At 59.9% G+C, this 14,057-nt stretch carries 11 protein-coding genes; 8 read left to right on the forward strand and 3 right to left on the reverse strand.

The window, feature by feature from the left end; all coding sequences use genetic code 11:
• Window positions 1-122 precede the first annotated feature (122 nt).
• Window positions 123-2,069 (forward strand): acetate--CoA ligase, encoded by a 1,947-nt coding sequence (gene acs, locus Q0X18_RS05170; protein ID WP_297559391.1) that lies wholly within the window; start codon window positions 123-125, stop codon window positions 2,067-2,069.
• A gap of 108 nt (window positions 2,070-2,177) precedes the next feature.
• Here the strand turns inward: acs and prfB are convergent.
• Window positions 2,178-3,276, reverse strand: a protein-coding gene (prfB, locus tag Q0X18_RS05175; RefSeq protein ID WP_297559393.1) for a peptide chain release factor 2 whose coding sequence is annotated in 2 segments (ribosomal slippage) — window positions 2,178-3,224 and window positions 3,226-3,276 — 1,098 coding nt in all. Because the reading frame shifts where the segments join, the coding sequence is not laid out codon by codon here.
• 73 nt (window positions 3,277-3,349) lie between these two features.
• On the reverse strand, window positions 3,350-6,718 hold the full coding sequence (gene ileS / locus Q0X18_RS05180; protein WP_297559395.1) for an isoleucine--tRNA ligase: 3,369 nt from the start codon (window positions 6,716-6,718) through the stop codon (window positions 3,350-3,352).
• A gap of 485 nt (window positions 6,719-7,203) precedes the next feature.
• Between ileS and fsa the strand changes: the two genes are divergently transcribed.
• The 7 genes from fsa (at window position 7,204) to Q0X18_RS05215 (ending at window position 13,559) form a co-directional block, all read left to right on the forward strand.
• Window positions 7,204-7,854, forward strand: coding sequence for a fructose-6-phosphate aldolase (gene fsa / locus Q0X18_RS05185; protein ID WP_297559397.1), 651 nt, complete (start codon window positions 7,204-7,206; stop codon window positions 7,852-7,854).
• A 111-nt stretch (window positions 7,855-7,965) separates the two neighbouring features.
• Window positions 7,966-9,243 carry a transcription termination factor Rho gene (gene rho, locus Q0X18_RS05190; RefSeq protein ID WP_297563010.1) on the forward strand — a complete coding sequence of 426 codons (1,278 nt, stop codon included), beginning with the start codon at window positions 7,966-7,968 and terminating at the stop codon, window positions 9,241-9,243.
• Window positions 9,244-9,365: 122 nt separating this feature from the next.
• Entirely contained in the window at window positions 9,366-10,574 is a 1,209-nt protein-coding gene (locus tag Q0X18_RS05195; protein WP_297559399.1) for a peptidoglycan DD-metalloendopeptidase family protein, read from the forward strand.
• Between the two features lie 225 nt (window positions 10,575-10,799).
• Window positions 10,800-11,426 (forward strand): site-2 protease family protein, encoded by a 627-nt coding sequence (locus Q0X18_RS05200; protein ID WP_297559401.1) that lies wholly within the window; start codon window positions 10,800-10,802, stop codon window positions 11,424-11,426.
• Window positions 11,427-12,080: a site-2 protease family protein gene (locus Q0X18_RS05205; protein WP_374707503.1), complete on the forward strand. Its 654-nt coding sequence runs from the start codon at window positions 11,427-11,429 to the stop codon at window positions 12,078-12,080.
• A gap of 273 nt (window positions 12,081-12,353) precedes the next feature.
• Window positions 12,354-12,980 (forward strand): lipopolysaccharide assembly protein LapB, encoded by a 627-nt coding sequence (locus tag Q0X18_RS05210; RefSeq protein ID WP_297559403.1) that lies wholly within the window; start codon window positions 12,354-12,356, stop codon window positions 12,978-12,980.
• A gap of 129 nt (window positions 12,981-13,109) precedes the next feature.
• On the forward strand, window positions 13,110-13,559 hold the full coding sequence (locus Q0X18_RS05215) for a TlpA disulfide reductase family protein (protein ID WP_297563014.1): 450 nt from the start codon (window positions 13,110-13,112) through the stop codon (window positions 13,557-13,559).
• A gap of 14 nt (window positions 13,560-13,573) precedes the next feature.
• Here the strand turns inward: Q0X18_RS05215 and Q0X18_RS05220 are convergent, their stop codons facing one another.
• Window positions 13,574-13,954 (reverse strand): Fur family transcriptional regulator, encoded by a 381-nt coding sequence (locus Q0X18_RS05220; protein ID WP_297559405.1) that lies wholly within the window; start codon window positions 13,952-13,954, stop codon window positions 13,574-13,576.
• Window positions 13,955-14,057 lie beyond the last annotated feature (103 nt).

The following is a 14,057-nucleotide window of genomic DNA, read 5'->3' on the forward strand; positions in this document are numbered from 1 at the left end:
CAAGTAAAGCCAGATTTCGCACATTTGCCGAAGCTCGGTCTTTCTTGACGCCGTTCCCTGCCCCGCCTATGCTCACCAACAAAAGACCCCTTGATTGGTAGTCTGATCTAAAAGAGGCGCGTATGGAAAAAATCGAAGCGGTTTTGAAGGAGGAACGGGTTTTCCAACCCGCGGAGGCTTTTCGGCAAGCGGCCCGTATTCGTCGGCTCGAGGACTACGAGGCCCTTTACCGTGAGAGCCTAGAAGAACCTGAAAAGTTCTGGAGTCGGGTGGCCTCGGAGCTACACTGGTTCAAGCCCTGGGACAAGGTGCTCGAGTGGAACCCACCCAACGCCAAGTGGTTCATCGGGGGGCAGCTCAACCTTTCCTATAACTGCCTCGATCGCCACCTCGCAACCCGCGGCAACAAGGCCGCCATCATCTTCGAGGGGGAGCCAGGCGACTCGCGCATCCTCACCTACCAGCAACTGCACCGCGAGGTGAGCAAGTTCGCCAACGTGCTCAAAGGGTTGGGGGTGCGGAAGGGCGACCGCGTGACCATCTACCTGCCCATGATCGCCGAGGCTGCCATCGCCATGCTGGCCTGTGTGCGCATTGGGGCGGTGCACTCGGTGGTGTTTGGGGGCTTCTCGGCCTCGGCCCTGGCCGACCGTATCAACGACGCGCAGGCCAAGGTGCTCATCACCGCCGACGGCGGCTGGCGGCGCGGGAGCGTGGTTCCGCTCAAGGCCAACAGCGACGAGGCCCTTTCAGACGCTAAATCTATCGAGCACGTGGTGGTAGTGCGGCGCACCGGCCACGAGGTGCACATGGAGCCGGGCCGCGACCACTGGTACCACGAGCTGATGGCCAATGCCGCACCTGACTGCCCCCCCGAGCCCATGGACGCCGAAGACCCCCTCTTCATCCTGTATACCTCGGGCTCCACCGGCAAGCCCAAGGGGGTCTTGCACACCACCGGGGGCTACTCGGTGTATACCTACCTGACCGCCCAGTACATCTTCGACCTCAAGGAGACCGATACCTACTTCTGCACGGCGGACGTGGGCTGGATTACCGGTCACAGCTATGTGGTGTACGGGCTGTTGCAAAACGGGGCCACTACCCTGATGTACGAAGGCGCGCCCAACGCCCCGGACGAGGGCCGCATCTGGAGCATCATCGAAAAATACAGCGTGAGCATCCTGTACACTGCCCCCACGGCCATTCGTGCCTTTATGAAGTGGGGCGAGCAGTGGCCCCTCAAGTACAACCTCTCGAGCCTCCGCCTGCTGGGCTCGGTAGGGGAGCCCATCAACCCCGAGGCCTGGCTCTGGTACTACAGGGTGATTGGCAAGGAGCGCTGCCCTATCGTGGATACCTGGTGGCAGACCGAGACCGGTGGGATCATGATCACCACCCTGCCGGGTGTACACCCCATGAAGCCCGGCCATGCCGGCAAGCCCTTCTTTGGGGTGAAGCCCGAGATTGTGGACACCTCGGGCCAGCCGGTGAACAACCCCGACGAGGGCGGCCACCTGATCATCCAGAAACCCTGGCCCTCCATGCTGCGTACGGTCTGGGGCGACCCGGAGCGTTTCGAGCGGCAGTATTTCTCCCAGTACCCCGGCAACTACTTCACCGGCGACGGGGCCCGGCGCGACGAAGACGGCTATTACCTGATTCTGGGCCGGGTGGATGACGTCCTCAACGTTTCGGGCCACCGGCTGGGTACCATGGAGGTCGAAAGCGCCCTGGTTGCGCACCCGGCAGTGGCCGAGGCAGCGGTGGTGGGGCGGCCCGACCCCATTAAGGGCGAGGGCATTGTGGCTTTTGTGACCCTCAAAACAGGCTTTACCCCCAGCGCCGAGCTTGCGCAGGAACTCAAGGCCCATGTGGTCAAGGCCATTGGGGCCATCGCCCGCCCCGACGAGATTCGCCTCACCGATGCCCTCCCCAAAACCCGCTCCGGCAAGATTATGCGCCGCCTGCTCAGGCAGGTGGCCTCGGGCGAGGAAATTAAGGGGGATACCAGCACCCTCGAGGATCGGGGGGTGGTGGAGCGGTTGAAGTCCACCCCCGCGCAGTAGCCTGCGAAACATCCCTGAAGGGGTCGGCTGGGCTGGCCGAAGCCGACCCCGATTTGCTCCACGAAGACACTAGCCTACGGCACCGAGCCTCTTTATCCAGGCCCGGCCCTACTCCTCGTCGGCGCTGGCAACCGCCTCCCGCCGCCCGGCCTTCCACTCCAGCCCGGCCCAGATGAGGCTCTCGAGGTCGCCGTCCAGCACGTTCTCGGGGTCGTGGCGCATCTCGCCGGTGCGGTGGTCTTTGATGTACTGCTTGTCCAGCACGTAGCTCCGGATCTGGCTGCCCCACTCGATGGGCCGCGACTCACCTTTGAGCCGGGCCAGCTCCTCCTGTTTTTTCTTCCACTCGATCTCGAACAGCTTCGAGCGCAGGATGTTCATAGCCATCTCTTTGTTCTTTTGCTGGCTGCGTGTGACCTGGCACTTCACGATGATGCCGGTGGGCAGGTGCACCACCCGCACCGCCGAGTCGGTGGTGTTGACCCCCTGGCCGCCCTTGCCCTGCGAGCGCATCACGTCGATCCGCAGGTCCTCGGGGGCGATCTGAACGTCCACCGACTCGTCCACCTCCGGCATCACCTCCACCGCGGCGAAGCTGGTCTGGCGCTTGCCCTGGGCGTTGAAGGGGGAGGGACGCACCAGCCGGTGCACCCCGGCCTCGGCCGAGAGCAGGCCGTAGGCGTTCTCGCCCCGCACGATAAACTGGGCCTGGTCAATTCCGGCCTCGGCGCCGGGTTCTAAGTCCACAAGCTCGAGGTTGAAGCCCTTGCGCTCGGCAAAGCGGGTGTACATGCGGTAGAGCATCTGGGCCCAGTCGCAGGCCTCGGTGCCGCCGGCGCCCGGCTTGATGGTCACAATGGCGGCATTTTCGGCATAGGGAAAGCCGAGCAGGGTTTGGTGGTAAAGGTCTTCCAGCTCGCGCCCGGCCCGCTCGAGCTCGGGTTGCATCTGCTCCCGCTCCTCGGGCGAAAGCTCCGGCCAGAGCTCCAAGAGCCCTTGCAGGTCGGACTCCAGGCGCCGGTAGCCTTCTACCGCCTTGCGCAGCCGGGCCGCTTCCTGCGAGATTTTGCGGGCGTGGGCCGGGTCGTTCCAGAGGCTGGGGTCGTTGATTTGACGGTCTAGTTCCTTCAGGCGGGCTTCTTTACCAGCGATGTCAAAGATACCCCCGAAGGGCCTCGAGCCGGTGTTCTAAGGTCTCCAAATCCATAGCACTTGAGTGTAGGCTGCCCAGGCGCAAACGTCAAATGCTTGCGCCCGTTCCTTGCTGGCCGAGTTTAGCTTCAGGCTTTGCTCAAGCCGAATTTGACCGAGCCCTCTTCGTCGGAAATTTCGGTGATAAAGCCGACTGGTTCGCCCTCTTCCATCGAAAGGGCCAGCGTCTCCTCCTGGAGCCTCGAGCCAAACTTGGCCAGGGCTTGCCTGTACTTACCGTCGGCCTGGTAGGTTAGGCGAATGCGATCCGAGACGTTCAGCCCCATGTCCTTACGGGCTTGCTGTACCAGCCGGATCAGATCGCGATTGAGTCCCTCGAGCAGCAGGTCTTCATCAAGGCGAACCTCGAGCGCCGCCATATAACCCCCCTCTTCCTGGGCGGCAAAGCCCTCGGGGGAGAGGGCCTCGAGCAGCACCTCCTCGGGCTTCAGCACGATGCGCTCGCCCTCGATTTCCAGGCTTAAAGTCCGCCCAGCTTTGAGGGTTTTGGCTACCATCCGGCTGTCGAGTTCGGCTAAGGCAGTGCGGATGGCCGGAACCCGCTTGCCATACTTTTTGCCCAGTACGGGCAGGTTGGGCAGTACCCGGTAGGTGAGCAGTTCCTCGCCCAGGCCCAGCACCTCGACCGTTTTCACGTTCAGCTCTTCCGCAATTTCGTCGGCGAAGTGGCGCAAACCAGCCAGTTCGGCCTCGGTGGGGGCGGTGACCAGCACCCTGGGCAGGGGGATGCGGGTCTTGATGCCGCTGGTGGCTCGAGCCCCTCGAGCCAGCCCCACCACCTTCACCACCGCGCCCATCTGGGTGAGCAGGGTTTCATCCATGAGGCCCGGCTCGGCTTTGGGCCAGTCGGAGAGGTGCACCGACTCGGGAGCCTGGGGCTGAACCGAGCGCACCAGGTTTTGCCACAGGGCCTCGGCAATGAAGGGTGTAAACGGTGCGGCCAGCTGTGCTACCGTGACCAGGGCTTCCCACAGGGTGGCATAGGCCGATTCGCGGTCGGTGGTATCGTCGTTTTTCCAGAAGCGCCGGCGGTTGCGGCGCACATACCAGTTGGATAGCTCCTCCACAAACTGCTCGAGGGCCTTACCCGCGCCACGGGCGTCGTAGGCATCCAGGGCAGCCGTGACCTGCTGGATAAGCTGTTGCTGGCGGGCCACCAGCCACCGATCCATCTCGGGGCGATCCTGTACAGCAGGGCGCTGATTCAGGCTGGGCTTGTCCAGATTGGCGTACAGCACAAAGAAGCCGTACACGTTCCAGAGCGTGCCCAGAAAGCCCCGCTGGGCCTCCTGCACCAGGCGCTCGGAGAAGCGCTTTTGCTCCCCCGGTTCCGAACCGGTGAACAGATACCAGCGCACCGCATCGGCCCCATACTTGTCGAACATGGGCAGGGGCTCCACCACGTTGCCCTTGCTCTTGGACATCTTGTGACCCTTCTCGTCTACCAGGTGACCCAGGCAGATGACGTTCTTGAAGCAGGGCTGGTCGTACAAGAGCGTCGAGATGGCGTGCAGCGAGTAGAACCAGCCGCGGGTCTGGTCGATGGCCTCGCAGATGTAGTCGGCGGGGAAGTGCTTGCGCCACAGCTCGAAGTTGGCCTCAAAACCGGGCAGCGGCTTGCCGTCCTGGTCAACCATCAGGTGCCACTGGGCGTAGGGCATGGCCCCCGAGTCGAACCAGACATCGAGCACCTCCGGCACCCGACGGAAGGTTTTGCCGTTTTTGACAAAGGTAATTTCATCCACGTAGGGCCGGTGCAGGTCGAGGTCGCTCAAGTCCCGGCCGACCAGCTCGGAAAGCTCCTGCACGCTGCCCACGCAGATGTACTCCGAGCCATCTTCCGATACCCAGAAGGGCAGCGGCGTACCCCAGTAGCGCTCGCGGCTGATGGCCCAGTCGACGTTGTCCTTGAGCCAGTTGCCGAAGCGACCGTGCTTGATGTGCTCGGGAATCCAGTTAATTTTCTCGTTGTTGTCGTACAGGGCCTGGCGGAAGTTGGAGGTTTTGATGTACCAGCTCGGCTTGGCAAAGTACAGGATGGGGTCGCCGGTGCGGTCGTGGAAGGGGTAGCGGTGGCGAATCTGACCGGCATGGTACATGACCCCCCGTTCCTTCATGATGCGGATCAAACCTTTATCAGCATCCTTGAAGAACTTGCCGCGCTCTTCCGTAACCTGCATCAGGCCGTACTCGTTGGTGCCAAAGAGCAGGGGCGTGCCGTATTGGCGGGCCAGCTCCAGGTCTTCAGCCCCGTAGACTGGGGCCTCGTGGGCGACCCCCGAGCCGTCCTCAGCGCTCACGAAGTCGGCCAGGGCGATGAAGTGCATAGCGGGACGAGCCAAAACTGCTTGCCTCAAGGATTCAAGGGAATCTTCTATCGGGGCCTCCCTGAGTTTGTCTCTGTACCATTCGGTCATCCCAGGTACTTCCGACCTTCGCGCCCCTTGACGAGGTACAACACCCAGTTCCACGCACACCTCGGGGAAGGGGGGGGTGTACTCCCACCACTCCAGATCGGCGCCCTTGAGGTGTGCGATCACCTCGAGCTCCTCCTTGTGCAGCTCTTTGAGCCGCTCCACCGCCTCGGTAGCAAAAATCAGGTGGCCCACCGAGGGCGACCGTACCACGGCGTAATCCATTTCGGGGTTGACGGCGGCCATGGTGTTGGAGGGCAGCGTCCAGGGGGTGGTGGTCCAGACCAGAATAGCCAGGTTTTCTAAGTCCTCGAGCCGCACCCCCTGGGCCTGGAGTTTTTCCCGTACCGCGGGCGGGGTGGTCTCGAGCTTCAAGGGGAAGCGCACATACACGCTGGGGTCGTCCACTTCCCGATAACCATCGGCAATCTCGTTTTGCGAGAGGGTGGTGGAGATGCGGGGCGAGAGCGGCACCACCTTGTAGTCCTGCACCACCATGCCCCTGTCCCACATGCGCTTGAGCAGGTTCCACACCGACTCGATGTAGCTGTTGTGGTAGGTCACGTAGGCGTTCTCGAGATCCACCCACATGCCCATGCGCTCGGTAAAGTAGTTCCAGTCCTCGATGTTGGCGAAAACCCACTCCCGGCACTGCTTGGTAAACTCGGCGATCTCCTGGTGGTTCAGGGCCTTGCGGCCCAGCACGCCGAGCTTTTTCTCCACCGCAATCTCTACCGGCAGGCCGTGGGTGTCCCAGCCCCCCTTGCGGGTGACATGGTAGCCCTGCATGGTTTTGTAGCGGGGGAAGATGTCCTTGAAGCTACGGGCCAGCACGTGGTGCATGGCCGGCTTGCCGTTGGCGGTGGGGGGGCCTTCGTAGAAGACAAACTCACCCTTGGGCGCAGCTTTTTGATCCGACTTAGCAAAAATTTGATTCTCACGCCAGAAAGCCAGTACAGCTTCTTCCAGCTTGGGGAAGTTGGTCTCGGTTACCTCTTGAAACAGCTTTTTTTCCTCCACCATAACCTGGTTCCTTTCTGAGGTAGGTCACAAATAAAAACCGCCCGACCTGTGACCCAAAGTTCCTCAGGTGCGGACGAGAAGCTCAGCTCGAGGTTTCCCGCGTTACCACCGCACTTCCCGAACGCTTTTGACGGCGCTCGGGCACTCGTTCGCGCTGTTTCGGGCGCACCCGTTGGGGTCTACTCAGGCCCACCGGCCCTTTCTTCCCAAGCGGCCTGGGGTGATCCTTGGCTTCCAGGTTGCCGCCTGGCTCGCACCCTCCCAGGCTCGCTGCGTGGTCTTTGAAAGCCTACCTGTCCCCAGCTCTTTACACCGGTTGGAGCCTGTGATATATTCCACTGCTGGCAACCGGCTAACCTGAATGGTAGCAAGCTGCTAACCCCGCGTCAACAACCAGATCACTTGTTTCTCATCGCTGGTCGGCGATATACTCGCCTGGAAAACCCGTCCAAACCTGACCAGAAGCGGGAAGGAGTGCATGCGCCATGGATCTGTACCTGGATACTGCTGAAGTGAGTGAAATCAAAGAAATAGCCGACTGGGGTGTGCTGGCCGGTGTTACCACCAACCCCTCCCTGATCGCCAGGTCGGGTCGCCCGCTCGAGCCCACCATCAAGGAAATCTGCCAGATTGTGCAGGGCCCGGTCTCGGCCGAAGTGGTTTCCACCACCGCCGCCGAGATGATCGCCGAAGGGCGCCGTCTGGCGGCCATTGACCCGCACGTGGTGGTCAAGCTGCCCACCACCGTGGATGGCCTCAAGGCTTGCAAAGCGCTTTCTGATGAAGGCATCCGCATCAACATGACCCTGGTGTTCTCGGCCAATCAGGCCCTGCTCTGTGCCAAGGCCGGGGCCTGGTGTGTTTCGCCTTTCCTGGGCCGCATTGACGACATCTCCTGGGAAGGCATGGACTTAATCCGCGAGATTGCCGAACTCTTCCAGGTGCAGAACCTCAGCACCCGGATTCTGGCCGCTTCGATCCGCCACCCCCGCCACGTGACCCAGGCGGCTATGCTGGGGGCTGACATCGCCACCATGCCGGCCAAGGTTTTCCAGCAACTAGTCAAGCACCCCCTAACCGACCTGGGCCTCAAAGCCTTCCTGGAAGACTGGGCCAAAGCCAGCGCCAAGGTATAAGTACCCAGAGCGGCGTGAAACCATCGGAACTGGAGTAGAAAAATGCCCAAATCGAGTACAGCTGACCCCAACGCCGAAGCTCAGGTCACCGTGACCCGCACCGGCAAGAAGATCCGTCGCAAGGCCGAGAGCAAAGTGCCTCTGAGCTACCAGGAACTCTCGAGCCGCATCCTGCCCGAGCTGCACCTACTGGCCGCGGAAGCCGGTATTCCCAACTACAAAAAGCTCTCCAAGGACGAGCTGGTCATGCTCCTGCTCTCGCAGGAGGCCAGCGAAGAGGGCCTGGTGATCGCCAAGGGCTATCTGGAGATCAGCCAGGACGGCTACGGTTTTTTGCAGGAAGACCTCTACAACCTCGACTCCCGCACGGCCATTGTCTCGGCGGGCCTGATCAAGCAGTACCAGCTACGCACCGGCGACTACGTGGTGGGTAAAGCCCGGGTAGCCCGTGAAAACGAACGCTACGGCACGCTAATGAAGGTGGAGGCGGTCAACAACCTCGACCCCGAAGCCGCCGCCAAACGCCCCAAGTTCGACGACCTGATTCCGCAGTTCCCCGACCGGCAGATTATCCTCGAGACCACCGGAGAGGAGTCCTCTAACCGCGTCATCGACCTGCTGGCGCCCATCGGGCGGGGGCAGCGCGGCCTGATTGTGGCGCCGCCCAAGGCCGGTAAGACCACCCTACTCAAGAAGGTGGCTCGAGCCGTGCTCAGAAACGAGCCCGACATCAAAGTGATCGTGCTGCTAATTGACGAGCGCCCCGAAGAGGTCACCGACTTCCGCGAGTCGGTCGAGGGGGCCGAGGTGATCGCCTCGACCTTCGACGAGCCGCCGCAGAACCACATCCGGGTGGCCGAATTCGTGCACGAGCGGAGCCGCCGGATTGTCGAGGAAGGCGGGCACGTTCTGATTCTGCTGGATTCCATCACCCGTCTGGCCCGGGCCAACAACCTGGTCACGCCACCTACCGGGCGCACCCTTTCGGGCGGCCTGGACTCCGCAGCCCTGCACTTCCCCAAGCGCTTCTTGGGGGCTGCCCGCAACATTCGCGGCGGCGGCTCGCTCACCATCCTGGCTACAGCCCTGGTCGAAACCGGCAGCCGCATGGACGATGTAATCTTCGAAGAGTTCAAGGGCACCGGCAACATGGAGCTGCACCTCTCGCGCCGGCTGGAAGAGCGCCGCATCTTCCCGGCCATCGATATCCTTAAGTCGGGTACCCGCCGCGAGGAGCTGCTGCTGGGCGAGGAGGTCATCCAGAAGATGTGGCTGTTGCGCAAGGTGCTGGCCGATATGGACCCGGCCGAGGCCATGGAAATGCTGCTCGCGCGCCTGTCCCGCACCAAGACCAACAAAGAGTTCCTTGCAACTTTGGGGGGAAAGTAGGTATACTTCCCCCCGGAAGTCATCGGAAACCCAGAGAGCTGTAGGTCATCTGGGTTTCTACTCGAGGAGCTGCTGCTTTTTGGTATCTCCTTCGAAGAAAAGCGCAGTTTTGGAGGTTGACTTTGGCAATAAGCGAACTCTTGAGCAGTGTCTTGGCGACGGGGGTTCTCGGTCTGCCGCTGGGAATAGCCCAGCCCAACCTACCTGGAGCCGAAATACAAGTCGACACACCCGCCCGCAAAGGTTGGGTTATCTACACCGTGCGCCCCGGCGATACTTTGAGCCAGATCGCCAGCCGGTTTCGGGTAGATGCCAGGGCCATCATGTATAGTAGCGGCCTCGAGAATGCCACCCTGCGTCCTGGGCAGGTGCTGCGCGTACCCTTGGTTGAAGAATCCAGCGATGGTATCCGCCTCCCGCCCGATGTTCGTGCTTATGTGGTGCGCCGGGGCGATACTGTGCAATCGGTTGCACGGCGCTTCGGCCTAACCATGCTGGGGCTGGTTTCGGCCAACCCCAGCCTTCAGAGCTTGGATCGGCTCGAGGTGGGTTCTACCCTATACATTCCAACGGGAGAGCCTGGTTTGCTGCTTCGCCTCAAACAGGGGGAGACCATTCAAGACCTGGCCCAGCGCTTTGGGCTTTCGGTTGCCATAGTGGCCAAGGCCAACGGGCTGGATTCACCCACTGATGTACGGCCTGGCGACTTGATTTTGTTGCCTGGCGTGCAGGCCAGAACCACCTACGAGCGTCTGTTGCAAATTCAGGAGGCCGAGCGCAAAGCTCGCGAAGAAGAAGCGCGCCGCCTGGCGGAAGAGCGCCGTAAGCAAGAAGCGGAACGGCAAAAGCGGCTGGCAGAGGCACAGCGTATGCAGGCACAGAGCCGTGCCCGTGTACGGCAGCAAGCACAAAGCCAGCCCCAACTGCGTCGGGCCAACGCTGTGGTGGCTGCAGCTGGCTACCGCTGGCCGTTATCGAACTTTACCATCACCACCTACTTTGGACGGCGCGGGGTATTTCAACGGTTTCATACCGGCATTGATTTAGCGGCTCCTGTGGGTACGCCTATTTATGCAGCGAGAGCCGGACAGGTGGACACCGCTGGCTGGAGCCGCTACGGCTATGGTCTGCACGTGATCATCAACCACGGTGGAGCCCAGGAGACTCTCTACGCCCACATGTCGCGGATTGCGGTTCGCCCTGGGCAGTGGGTGGGTAGGGGAGAGCTAATCGGATACGTAGGCTCAACGGGTTGGAGCACCGGCCCGCATCTTCATTTCGAAGTGCGAGTAGGTGGCGCAGCCCGAAACCCAATGGCCTACTTGCCCTGACGCTCACTTGATGGGCTCCATACGGTTCCGGTCTGCAACCAAGCCTGATCCTGATTCTGTGCTGTGCTTCAAAATATAGCAGCTCTCCAAGGGAATGGCGCAATTCCAAATTGGAACTTACAATAAATGCTTTTCCGGGCTTATTTTTTGGGCTGCTTACAGTGGCAAAAGTAGCAAACATTGTGATAATCCATAGCGTGCAGAAACCCGTAAACTGGTGATGACATGTTTTTCTTTGAGCTTCTCGGCAGAGATCCATTGGCCTACCTGGTTGCGTTTGCTGCAGCCGCTTTTGGCCTGGTTGTTCATAACCTCTTTCAGGCCTATCTGGCCGATCGCTACAAGGATACTGACCCCAGACGCTACGGCTTCCTTACAGTGGAGCCGAGGGTGCATCTAGATGGACTGGGTCTGATTTTTCTAGCACTCATTGGTTTTGGCTTTCCTCGCCTGGTACCCTGGCGACTCTTTGGGACAAAAGCTGCTCAGACTGCATTGATGGGGCCGTTGGGTTTTTTCGCGGCTGCTTTTTTCTACCTGCTGCTGGCAAGGCTTTTAGAGAATCTGGGCCCGGCTACCACGAGCATTGCATTAGGCATGCAGGTAGCGGGCTCCTTGATGATCAGCCACGCCGCAGTGTATTTGTTTCCCGTACCCCCCCTGGATGGGGCCAGGGTAGTGTACGCCATTGGTAGCGCAGAGGCGCGCCGTTTTATGGATCAGCTCCAAAGCTATGGCTTCCTGGGATTTTTCCTCATTTTCCTGGTTTTGAACCTAAGCGGGATTTTACCGGCCATCCGGGCGGGCCTAAGCGGTTTGCTCAACAGCCTCTTTGCCGCAATTGGTTTATAGATGGGACTGTTGCCACTGTTGCAATCAGATCCCCTGGCCTTTGGCCTGGTGGTGTTGGTGCTGCTGGTCTCGTTGGCCTTGCATGAATGGGGCCATGCTGTTACGGCGCTTTGGATGGGAGACCCAACAGCCAGAGATCAGGGGCGGGTTACACTCAACCCATTCAAACATCTTGATCTCATCGGCTCTATAATGATTCTGCTGGTGGGCTTTGGCTGGGCCCGGCCTGTGCCTATTTATCCACCCAACTTTCGGCAATACAGGCTGGGTCTTTTTGTGGTTTCGATTGCGGGAATCTTCATTAACCTTCTCATTGCTACCGCGCTCGCGCTGGTGCTTCGTGGAATTCTGGCAACCGGCCTCTTGGATAACCCCAGCGGCTTTGTGCTGGTGATAGCCCAGGCCATGGCTGTAGCAGCCAGCATCAATCTAACCCTAGCCGTTTTTAACTTGCTACCTATTCCGCCTCTGGACGGCTCCAAGATTCTGCAAAGCGTCCTACCGCTGCGCTGGCATTCTTACATTTGGCGTTTGGAATCAAACCCCGCCTACGCAATTGTGGCTATGCTGCTCTTGCTTACCGTGCTTCGCCAGCCCTTGAGTAGCTTCCTTGGCCTTGTGCGGGCACGCTTTTTTGAGTCTTTTGGCTTGTAAAGATGGTCATGAAAATTAAACCCCAGATTGCCTTTATGGCTGCTGGGTTTGCTTAATCAGAGCACATACCTCGCTCTACCCGGCGAATATGGAATCATCCTTCCTCGAGGTAGTGCTGTCCCCCGCTACACAGATAAATGCGGTCGGGTTGCCTCAGTGATGAACTGCACGCATCTGGTATCACGGGCAGTATTTAGTCTGGGTTCAAAAATCACAGCCTGGAGCTTGAAGGCTTGCTAGGGTTTGGGTAGGGGAGACGATTCGATAGACTGCATGGCTCAACTCGACGCTGCAAGCGGAATAGAACAGGCGCTCAGGTATCTGGCTAAGGGCGACGCCGTGCAAGCTTTGCGGGCGCTGGATAGGGTTTCCTGGGTAGATCTGGGCTGGCCGGACTACTGGCGGGTGCGGGCCGAGGCCTTTCTAATGCTGGGCGAAGCCAGACAAGCGGCCAAATGTGCCGGAGAAGGTTTGTTGGAAGATCCCGACAACCTCGAGCTGCTGGTGCTTTATGTACGTGCGCTGTTGCAAGGGGGAGAATATCAAAGGGCCCAGGATGCCCTAAACCACGCGTTGTTGGTGGCACCGGACAACCTCGAGCTACAGTCCCTTGCCGATGCCCTCGAGTCACAACCACCCCACCCGGCCGCTCCAGCTAAGACAGTACTTACTCCCCCTCACAGAGATTCCAGCCCCATAAAAAACTCGCGCTGGGGTAAGCCGCCATTTACCGAAGCCGAGGCCCGCGCCATTCAGCGGGCCTTTGCTGGTAATAGCCGGGCTTACCCCAGTGTTGGCAAGTCCAAAGCTCCAGCGCGTCGACGCTGGTGGGGATTGTTGTTTCCGCTGATGGCTATGGGATTGGTGGCTTACTGGCTGTGGCCGCAAGTGGTTAGGTAAAGCCCTATGCCCATACGGGATAGTTTCGTGTTAGGGCCAACGAATATGTAAGCTACTTCCCCGAGGGAGCTGCCCTGGTTGCGTATCCTTCAAATGATGAGGCGATGGATATGGCTGATGTTACCGCTGATGGGAGGGCTGGGGGTTTTTTTGCTGCAGCCTCGAGCAGAGTCTACGACAGAAGTTTTGCCCTCCATAACTCTTCAACGACTAGAGGGCACGGCTATAAATCTGACTGACTTCAAAGGTAAGCCCATTTTGCTCAATGCCTGGGCTACCTGGTGTGAGCCCTGTCGACGTGAAATGCCCCTTCTACTCGAAGCGGCGCGTACAAATCCAGACGTACAATTTATTTTTGTGAACATCAGCGATGGCCCCGAGGCTGTAAAGGCTTTCGAGAAAGAGCTGGGCCTGAAAATACCGAACGTTATACTAGACCCCGAAGCCAGGCTTAGCGATCCCTTGCGGATACAGGGTCTGCCCGTCACCCTGTTTTACGACGCAGAAGGCCGATTGATCAACCGTCGCATTGGCGAGATTCGAGCTGAGGAGCTGCCAGGGTTGATCGAGGCGTTTTGAGCGGCGAAATCTGCCTAATGTCTGGCGCTCAGGCACTGGGTACACTGACCGTACAGCACAATTTCGTGGCGTTCGGTTCTGAAGCCCTGGGGCACCATAGAGGAGAAATCGCCCGGACAGCCCTCGAGCTCGAATACCTTGCCACAGCAGGTGCAGTGAAAGTGGTGGTGGTGCTTTTTGCCTGATAACTCGTAGCGAGGGGCCTCACCTGGAAGTTCAACCGGGATCGCGCTGCCCTCCTCGACCAGACCCTTCAGGGTGCGATAGACGGTCGCGATGCCCAGGCCGGGTACTTTGAGCCGGGCCGCCTCGAGCACCTCGGAGGGGGAGAGCGGTCGGTTAAGCTCTTGCATCACCTGACGGATGGCCTGCCGCTGGCGTGTGGAGCGCTCCATGTTCTTCAGCATAGCAGATGGGCCGGTTGACAGAATGATATTGAGTTATCATTATGAATACGGTACTTTTGCCTGGAAAGGGTATAAGGTGCGAGGAGGTTGT

The organism is Meiothermus sp. (assembly GCF_026004075.1).
Classification (GTDB): domain Bacteria; phylum Deinococcota; class Deinococci; order Deinococcales; family Thermaceae; genus Meiothermus.

Bases quoted from the DNA above. Each gene is read 5' to 3' on its own strand.
- Q0X18_RS05220 (WP_297559405.1), bottom strand. From the start codon at position 13,954: ATGGAGCGCTCCACACGCCAGCGGCAGGCCATCCGTCAGGTGATGCAA.
- ileS (WP_297559395.1), bottom strand. From the start codon at position 6,718: ATGGTGGAGGAAAAAAAGCTGTTTCAAGAGGTAACCGAGACCAACTTC.
- Q0X18_RS05210 (WP_297559403.1), top strand. From the start codon at position 12,354: ATGGCTCAACTCGACGCTGCAAGCGGAATAGAACAGGCGCTCAGGTAT.
- Q0X18_RS05200 (WP_297559401.1), top strand. From the start codon at position 10,800: ATGTTTTTCTTTGAGCTTCTCGGCAGAGATCCATTGGCCTACCTGGTT.
- fsa (WP_297559397.1), top strand. From the start codon at position 7,204: ATGGATCTGTACCTGGATACTGCTGAAGTGAGTGAAATCAAAGAAATA.
- Q0X18_RS05205 (WP_374707503.1), top strand. From the start codon at position 11,427: ATGGGACTGTTGCCACTGTTGCAATCAGATCCCCTGGCCTTTGGCCTG.
- acs (WP_297559391.1), top strand. From the start codon at position 123: ATGGAAAAAATCGAAGCGGTTTTGAAGGAGGAACGGGTTTTCCAACCC.
- Q0X18_RS05215 (WP_297563014.1), top strand. From the start codon at position 13,110: ATGGGAGGGCTGGGGGTTTTTTTGCTGCAGCCTCGAGCAGAGTCTACG.